The sequence below is a fragment of the Paenarthrobacter sp. 2TAF44 genome, from assembly GCF_052114885.1.
In the GTDB taxonomy this organism is placed as follows: Bacteria; Actinomycetota; Actinomycetes; order Actinomycetales; family Micrococcaceae; genus Arthrobacter.
This window is the reverse complement of record NZ_JBFRFP010000016.1, coordinates 111,100-119,134: the sequence shown is the minus strand read 5'-3', so window position 1 is coordinate 119,134 and position 8,035 is coordinate 111,100. Positions and strand designations below refer to the sequence as shown.

The window sequence follows — 8,035 nt, the reverse complement described above, 5'->3', positions numbered from 1 at the left end:
CGTTTTGACGGCTCAAAACGCGCTCAGCTGCGACCTAGTTGGGCGGGACTGTCTTCAGAGCCCGTTCCAGGAATGCCTTCAGTTCGCTATCCCCGAGCACAGGAGTCACCACCCCGAGCTCCAGTGTCGGCATTGTCTTGGCATCGGCGGCCACCAACGCGGCCTGGACATTGCGACGTGCTTCGGCCACAGCCGAGGAATCCCCGCGCTTAACGGCTTCGAGCATGATCAGGGCCTCTTCTACTCCTTCCCCGTATTTGGCCGCCGCGGTTGCCCAATGCGTGGCGTCCGCTGCGAACCCCGGCACTGCCATCTTGGGTAACAGTTCCGGCAACCTCTGCAGCAGCTCAGCTCGGGCCTTCAAGTCGCCTGAAGGCGACCTTCCGGCGTCGTAATTCGACCAGAACTGGTCTATATCCCGCCGGAGCTCCGGAGCGGACGGGGTGAGCTCGTCGTCCTGCCAATCTTGGTTCAGGTCCACGAAAGCCTTTACGGCCGAGCGGACCTCCGGATCCGGGCCGGAAACCTGTTTCAGGGCTGCGTCCATGGACTTGCCAGGATCGTACGCTGGGCCATTCCATGAGAGATCGGCGTAGTTAAAAATGGCGGGAAAAGACAGATAGGGCTCAATCATTGGATTGGTCACGATTCCGCGGACTGATTTGTACAGCTCTGGGTCGCGACCGATCACAGGTGCCATGAAGAGGTGGTCCTGCGAAAAGTCGTTCACGGGGTAGTTATCCCAAATGACGAGGTCCCGTGGGGAACCTGGGCTCCCGTAGGAGAGCCGGGCAGTCTTGGCTGAGTCGGCGCTGACCCTGTGGGAGACTACGTCTTCACCGGTCCACTGGACCACGATTCCAGGGTTCAATGACCTGCCAAGTTCCCTCTTGTAAGGATTGCTCCCGGAACCGTTGTAAAAGGTGGGAACCGTTTGCAGGGGCTCGATGTCCGGCTTTGTCGAAATGAACCGGTCATTGACGTCATTCAGGAATGAAGCCTGCGCCTTGGCCAGATTGGCTTGACCGGCACCGAAGTCCTTGAGGTCTTGTGCGCACTGGACCTTGGTGGCAATGTCGTCAAGCGGAATCACGAACGCACGGACACCGATCGAATACAACGATTCAAGCTTGGTCACTGCAAAGTTGAGATCAGCCTCGGCGGAGTAGCAACTATCGATGCCCGGGGACAGTGCGTAAGTAAAGCGGACGTGGTTGGCGGTGGCGGTATCCACCAGTTCCTTTAGTTCCTTGAGGTCCTCGTCCGAGTACAGTGCCCGCCACTTCTCCCGCAAGAATGGATCATCTTTTGGGGAATAGATGAAGGTGTTCATTTTTTGGCGGCCTGCGAATTTGATGACATCCAAACGTGCCTGATGGGACCACGGCGTGCCGTAAAACCCTTCGATGACGCCACGGGTTTCCATCAGCGGCCAATCACTGATGCGGGCAGACGCCATTGCGCCATCCTTGAGCAATTGGCGCGCGGTCTGCACCGCATGGAAAACGCCGTCGGCATCCGCTCCGGCGAGTACCGCCGCGGGAATCCCCGAAGTTCTTCCGGTAGCTATGGCGTAGCCTTCGGCCCGGTTGACTGCGTCCTGGTTATCCGCACCGCTTTCCTTCCCCAGCTCTTTGAGTGCCGGGCTTACTACCGGATCTGTTGCGGCGCCAAGGAAGACGGCCGAACTGCCGGCCGCGGGGCTGTTCAGGGCCGGCACAGTTTCTGCAGTACCCCCGGCTACTGTCACCAGGTCTTGGAGGGCGCCAATGGATGCTTGGTCCGTGCCAGGGGAAGCCACGATGTAAACGTGGCCGTTCAGAGGGATGGGATCCCCCGTTCCGGACTGGAAATGTTGAGGAACCGGGAAGACGTTTGCGACTTCGGTCTTGCCCGTCCCGTGGCCACTGGGCCGTTCCCGGGAAACCACAAGCCAGCCCGTGACGACGAGTGCGACAGCCAGGGCCGCAACTGCGATCAGCAGCAGTACTGATCGTCTCCGTCTAGCTCCACCACGGACGGGTGTTGTGTTCAATCAGGTGTCCCCTTGGGAAAGCCGTCACCGGCTGTCTGGAATGTTGAATCAAGACAACCACACTGTCCGCGCCGCACATAGAGGGCAGGACGGGTGCCTCACCAAACTAAGGTTGATCCGTGAACCTTCTCATTTCTGCGCTGGGAGTCCTGGGCGTGGCTTCCTCAGGACCACTGATCGCAGGCACTTTGGGTGCCACGTCAGTGACGGCGTTGGCGATCGCCTTCTGGCGGAACGCCATTGGCGCAGTCGTGATGGCCGCACCGGTCGCCATCCGTGAGCCCAAACAGTTTGGGAACATCAACCGGCGCGAATTTGCCTGGTCCACGGTTGCCGCCGTCGCCCTGGCCTTTCACTTCGCTTGCTTCATCACGGCGCTGCAGCTGACCTCCGTGGCTGCAGCCACTGCCTTGGTCTGCCTCCAGTCAGCATGGATCGCGGTCTTCCAGTTGTTCAGGGGCGTGCGCCACCGGTGGCCGGTTCTGGTGGGCTTGGGTATAGCCTTTGGCGGAGTCGTTGCCATTACAGGATTCGACATGGGCTCCTCGCCGCAGGCCCTGCTGGGCGACGTCCTGGCGCTGGCTGGTGGAGCCCTGGCCGGCTTGTACACCTTGGCTGGCGGCAAGGCCCGCCAATCCATGGGAACAGGCACGTACACCACGCTCTGCTATGGAATGTGTGCCGCGATTGTTGCCGTGTTGGCTTTGCTCAGTGGCCAACCGTTGGCAGGGTTCGACGCCGGAGGTTGGCTTGGGATTCTCGCCATCACCGTGTGTGCACAGTTGGTCGGGCACACCGCCTTCAACCATTTGCTGGCCACAATGAGCCCCTTGCTGGTTTCCATGATCATCCTGCTGGAAATTCCCGGTGCAGCGATCCTGGCGGCGATCTTCCTGAACGAGACACTGCCCGCGGGGACATACGCCGGCCTTGCGCTCATTCTTATTGGACTCGCGGTGGTGGTCGCGGGGCAACGGCGTGGCAAAGGCGAAGCAGACCGACGCGAGGCCGAGCTGGGAACTGACTGAGCTTCCGCCGTCGGGCTTCTGTTGCCTGGCGTGCGGCTACCTGGCGTGCGGCTGCGTAGCGTGCAGCTGCCTGGCCTGAAGCTCTATGGCGGGGCCTAGAGGCTGCTGCGTCGAATGCCCTGCGCCGCGTTGGCCGCGTGAATGGCCCGCAGCAGTTTGGCCGGGAAGTAGACCGAGAAGAAGACCACCATGGGCGCTTTCAGGGCCATCTTTTTAACGTTGTGCGCCTTATACGTCCGGTCGAAGCGGGTGACGTAATAGCGGTAGTCCCGCGGAGAGTCCTCAAGGCGGCGGGCCGACATGCCGGACACCATCTGCGGGCAGTACCGGACGTGGAGGTCGTGCTCGGCGAGGTGCAGTGAGAGGTCGATGTCCTCGTGCATCTCATCCTTCTCATCGAGGCACGTTTCGTCGCGGATGGTCTCCCATGCGGTACGGCGGAGGGCCATGTTGGAACCGAAGAGGAAATGGTACTGGTGCTTGGCCAATCGCAGCATCAGCTGGCGCATTTTGTCATCAGCTTTGAGCCCAAAGCGGCGCATGGGCATGTCGTAGTAGACAACAGGTCCGGTAGCCGCCTGCACGGACTGGTCCATGAAGGCCTTCTGGACCTGCTCAACCCAGTCAGGTTCGAGGACAGAATCGGCGTCGATGCGCCCAACGATCTCCCCTTTGGCGCTGTTGAGGCCAAAGTTGCGGGTGGGAATCAGCCCCTGCGTGCCGTCCTGCCGTAAAAGGATGATGGGGCTTTCCGGGTATTCCTGCTGCATCTGGCGCACGATCCTGGCGGTGCGGTCAGTGGAGAGATTGTCCACCACGATGATTTCTTCAGCAGGAACAGATTGGTAGATGGCCGCGATGAGGCACTGGCGAATGACGCTTTCCTCGTTATACGCCGGGATGACGATTGAAACCCCCGGAGGCTCGGGGACTTCCTTGAGGGCACCCGCAACGGGTCTATCGGCTGACATCACCTCAAATCTAACACCCGGCAGCGCATCCCCAGCGGACGGTTGGGTTACAAGCTGGAAAACACTGAAGGGATCCCGGGCTGGCCGGGATCCCTTCAAATGATGTTTCAATGACGGCCTCGATGAACGCAGGCCGATGAGATCTCTAGAGCTGCGAGTCCTTGGAGGGGGACGCAGTGCCGTTGTCCTTTTGGCCGCTTGCCGCAATGTTCCTGACAGCGGTCTTGGCATCCGTAGCGACGTTGGCCGTGGAATCCTTGCCCTTCTCGAACGCATCCTTGGTTGCCTGCTCCACCTCGGCAGCGGCTTCCTCGGGCGTAATGTCAGACGCTTTGGATTCGGCTGGTGGAGTTGCAGCCGTTGTAGCTGCCGTAGCTGATGCTGCAGTGTCTGCGGGAGCCGGGGACGGCGCAGGGGCAGGGGTTGGATTGACCGGAGCCGGCGTCTTCCAAGGATCCTCCACAGGCTTGGACGCCTTCCAAGCAGCGACACCGGCAGCAACCGCGGCTGCAATGACTGTAACAACCAGCCATCCGCGCTTCTTCGGCTTCTGCTGGACAGCCAATTGCTGGGAAACAGCCTTGCTGGTTTGGTCCGCCACTGCCTTGATCTGCTTGCTGGTGGCCTGTGCCTGCTCCTGCACGCTGTGAACCACACCTGAGTCCACCAGTTTCTGCGCAACGGCATCCACTTGGGCGGGTGCGTTCTCAAGGACGTGATGAACAGCTACGGAAGCCTGGCCCAACTGCTCGGACAGCTTGGGCAGGTACTCCTCAACTACCTTGTCCCGGGCGAGTCCAAGGGCCGGAGTTGCCTTGTTGAGGGTCTCCTGGATCCTGGGCGTGGCGTCTTCCACGGCGTCATGGATTTTTGGCGCGAGATGCGCCAGCCCATCCTGAAGCCGCGGCGTAACTGTTGCCACGCCGTCGGCGAGGTTGTGCGCCGCCGACTTCAGTCCCTCTTGGATCTTGGGGGAAGCGGTATCAATGCCGTGCTGAATACGGGGAACAGCCCAACTGACGGCTGCTTCCACGCGGGGCGCCGCCCAGTCGCGGGCGTTATCCACACCAGCCGCAACGGAGTGTTCAAGGTCGCGGGCAATACGGTCTGATTTCTTCACAATTACCTCCCGATACACATGCTCGTTTGAAGCTAGCCTACGTGCCTTGAGGAACACCGGCTATTCATCTGCAGGATTCTTCTCGGATTTCACCCAGCGCGGAACCGGCTTTACAGCCATGCCGGCGTTGACCCTGCATGAAAGAATGGGGCCATGACCATCGCAACCGCAAAAGCAACGATCCACACGAGCCTCGGCGACATCAAGGTTGACCTCTTCGGCAACCACGCCCCCAAGACGGTCGCCAACTTCATTGGCCTGGCCACGGGCGAAAAGTCCTGGACGCACCCCGAAACCGGCGAAGACAAGACCGGCACGCCCCTTTACAACGGCACCATCTTCCACCGCATCATCAAGGACTTCATGATCCAGGCCGGCGATCCCCTGGGCCGCGGTGTTGGCGGACCGGGCTACAAGTTCGACGACGAAATCCACCCCGAGCTGACCTTCAACGCTCCCTACAAGCTGGCCATGGCCAACGCCGGTATCCAGATGGGCAAGGGCACCAACGGGTCACAGTTCTTCATCACCACGGTCAACACCGATTGGCTGTTCGGCAAGCACAGCATCTTTGGTGAAGTAGCTGACGAGGAATCCCGCAAGGTTGTTGACGCCATTGAGGGCGTCCGCACCGGCATGGGTGACCGCCCGGTTGAGGACGTCGTCATCAACAGCATCGATATCGAGCAGCTCTAACAACAGGCTGAATCAGAGCCCATGAGCTACGGAATCCCGTCGGCAGAGCCGTCCGCCACAATTCCGGTGTGCCCGAGGCACCCGGACAGGCCCTCCTACGTGCGGTGCCAGCGCTGCGGGCGCCCCGCGTGCCCCGAGTGCCAGCGGGCGGCCGCCGTCGGGTTCCAATGTGTTGATTGCGTCAACGAACAAAAACGTACGACGCCGACATACCGTTCTCCCTATGGCGGTGCCTTGGCAACCGGCCGGCCTTTGGTGACGTTTACGATCATCGGGTTGTGCGTGCTGGTTTACATCCTTCAATGGATTGTTCCTGGCGACGCGGTATTCCAGAATTTTGCATTCGCAAATTCTGTGGCTGCCAGTGAGCCGTGGCGGATGCTTACGGCGGCCTTCCTTCATTCGCAAGGATTCCTGCTCCACATTGTCCTGAACATGTACACGCTGTGGATTTTCGGACAAGCCCTTGAGCCTTTGCTCGGGCGGATCCGGTTCCTCGCCGTGTACCTGCTCTCCGCCGTTGGCGGGTCTGTGGGCTATCTGTTGTTGACCCCCACCTACCCCGAGGTTGGCGTTGTAGGAGCTTCCGGCGCCATCTTTGGCCTGTTCGGTGCCATGCTCGTGGTGCAGCGGCATCGCGGCGGTGAAACCAAACAACTTTGGATCCTGATTGCGATCAATGGGGCCATCGGTTTCTTTGTTCCCAGCATCGCCTGGCAAGCCCATTTAGGTGGCCTGATCACCGGCGGCCTCGCTGCCGCCGCAATCGCCTATGCCCCGCGGGGCAAGAGCCAGGCCCTGCTCCAAACAGGCGGCCTCATCCTCGTGGCAGGCCTTTTGGCTGTGGTCGCGTGGTTCCGCATCACTGCGGGCTAGCTCCGGCGCTTCCTGCAACCGTGACCGGTTGCCGCAGTATCGTCCTGAGTTTCTCCGGCGCGGTATGGCGAGGGTCGCTTAGGTAGATCTCGTGATGCTTCCCCGACATCATCAACGACTCCCCAGGAATGAAGCGGTTGTGCATTTCCGCGAGCACCGGACCCTCGTCATCGTAGGGGCCGATGTGGAGGGTTTGGACGCTGAGCCCTTCATTGAATGTTTCCAATCGAAGACCGTCAATTGCCGTGCCTTGGCCCTTTTTGCCTACGATCTGACGCGCGTCCTCGAAGTGATCCTGGGTGAGCCAATCCGGGACCATATTCAGCAGGGTCCAATCCCAGCGTGATTTATCCCTGGCGCTTGTGAAGGTATCCATGTCGTCCGCCCACCAGAGGCCTTCCAGCGGCATCACAGTGTAGTCGCGACCCAACTCCTGTTTGCTGAAGAACTTCATCTTGTAAGCAACCGGGTAGAGCGCTGCCAGCGCATCTGTGTAGTCCTGGGAGGTGTTCGGATCCCCATGACCGTCGACCATGAGGAACTGCAGGGCTGGAACCGTCACCACGGAAAACCTGCCATGCGCAGCCTTGTAGGTTTCGATGTGCTTTTTGAAGTCCACTTTCATTGGCAAGTAATCCCACTCCCCTAGTGTCGGCGTTGATGACGTTATCCACAGCCGTTGTCCACAGTGTGCGTAACTTACATACGTGTAGTTAGGTCGTTAGAGTGCTGTAAACCCGGTCAGGGCGGTAGATATCCCCCGAAAGGCATGGGTTCATCCACATCTGTGGATAACTTTGTGCCCATACCTCACTGATTTGTGGACAACCGGACCATTTCCAAGCGACCTGTGGATAAAGTTGTTAATGATGGCCTGCAGGGGCCTCTATCAACAGGCTTATCAACAATGTTAATAACTTACACGCGTGTAGTTCCCGACCGTCACGGCTCCTTTTAGACCGCTAGCGCGCGGATCCAGCACCGGAAACCCACAAGTTTTCCCCACCTGTGGATAACTTGTGGGTAGGGGGTTGTTGTTAAGTGGGTAACTCCCCAGGCCGTGAAGGTGATTACTGAGGGAGGAAGGCTTGCTTCGAGATGATTTTGCGCTTCGGTGGCCAGCTAAAACGCTGGTGAGTAAATCCAGCAATGCTCCACCGGTGAACTTTCAATGAAGATGCGGCCACTATCCACAGCGGCATGCACAGTGGGCATAACTCCTGCCCGTCGATCATGGGTCCAGGATCGGTAATGCGACAGGGGTTTCTGGGGAAAGTACGTGGATGTCCACAGAACTTATCCACGCCTG

Annotated in this window: 7 protein-coding genes; 3 read left to right on the top strand and 4 right to left on the bottom strand. The window is 59.6% G+C overall.

Going from position 1 to position 8,035, the window contains the following annotated elements; genetic code table 11:
• Window positions 1–34: 34 nt before the first annotated feature.
• Window positions 35–2,035, bottom strand: coding sequence for a beta-N-acetylhexosaminidase family protein (locus AB4Z15_RS16615; protein WP_442018162.1), 2,001 nt, complete (start codon window positions 2,033–2,035; stop codon window positions 35–37).
• Window positions 2,036–2,154: 119 nt separating this feature from the next.
• Between AB4Z15_RS16615 and AB4Z15_RS16610 the strand changes: the two genes are divergently transcribed.
• The gene (locus AB4Z15_RS16610) at window positions 2,155–3,063 is read left to right on the top strand and encodes a DMT family transporter (protein WP_442018161.1); all 909 of its coding nucleotides are present in this window, start codon (window positions 2,155–2,157) and stop codon (window positions 3,061–3,063) included.
• Window positions 3,064–3,158: 95 nt separating this feature from the next.
• On the opposite strand, the gene AB4Z15_RS16605 is transcribed toward AB4Z15_RS16610, so the two are convergent.
• Window positions 3,159–4,034, bottom strand: coding sequence for a glycosyltransferase (locus AB4Z15_RS16605; RefSeq protein WP_442018160.1), 876 nt, complete (start codon window positions 4,032–4,034; stop codon window positions 3,159–3,161).
• A 145-nt stretch (window positions 4,035–4,179) separates the two neighbouring features.
• On the bottom strand, window positions 4,180–5,154 hold the full coding sequence (locus AB4Z15_RS16600) for a hypothetical protein (RefSeq protein ID WP_442018159.1): 975 nt from the start codon (window positions 5,152–5,154) through the stop codon (window positions 4,180–4,182).
• A gap of 153 nt (window positions 5,155–5,307) precedes the next feature.
• Between AB4Z15_RS16600 and AB4Z15_RS16595 the strand changes: the two genes are divergently transcribed.
• Complete coding sequence (locus AB4Z15_RS16595; protein ID WP_431117362.1) at window positions 5,308–5,850, top strand: peptidylprolyl isomerase; 543 nt, start codon at window positions 5,308–5,310, stop codon at window positions 5,848–5,850.
• Between the two features lie 21 nt (window positions 5,851–5,871).
• Window positions 5,872–6,726, top strand: a complete 855-nt coding sequence (locus AB4Z15_RS16590) for a rhomboid family intramembrane serine protease (RefSeq protein WP_442018158.1) — start codon at window positions 5,872–5,874, stop codon at window positions 6,724–6,726.
• On the opposite strand, the gene AB4Z15_RS16585 is transcribed toward AB4Z15_RS16590, so the two are convergent.
• Entirely contained in the window at window positions 6,713–7,351 is a 639-nt protein-coding gene (locus AB4Z15_RS16585; protein WP_442018157.1) for a GyrI-like domain-containing protein, read from the bottom strand. The genes AB4Z15_RS16590 and AB4Z15_RS16585 overlap by 14 nt on opposite strands.
• Window positions 7,352–8,035 lie beyond the last annotated feature (684 nt).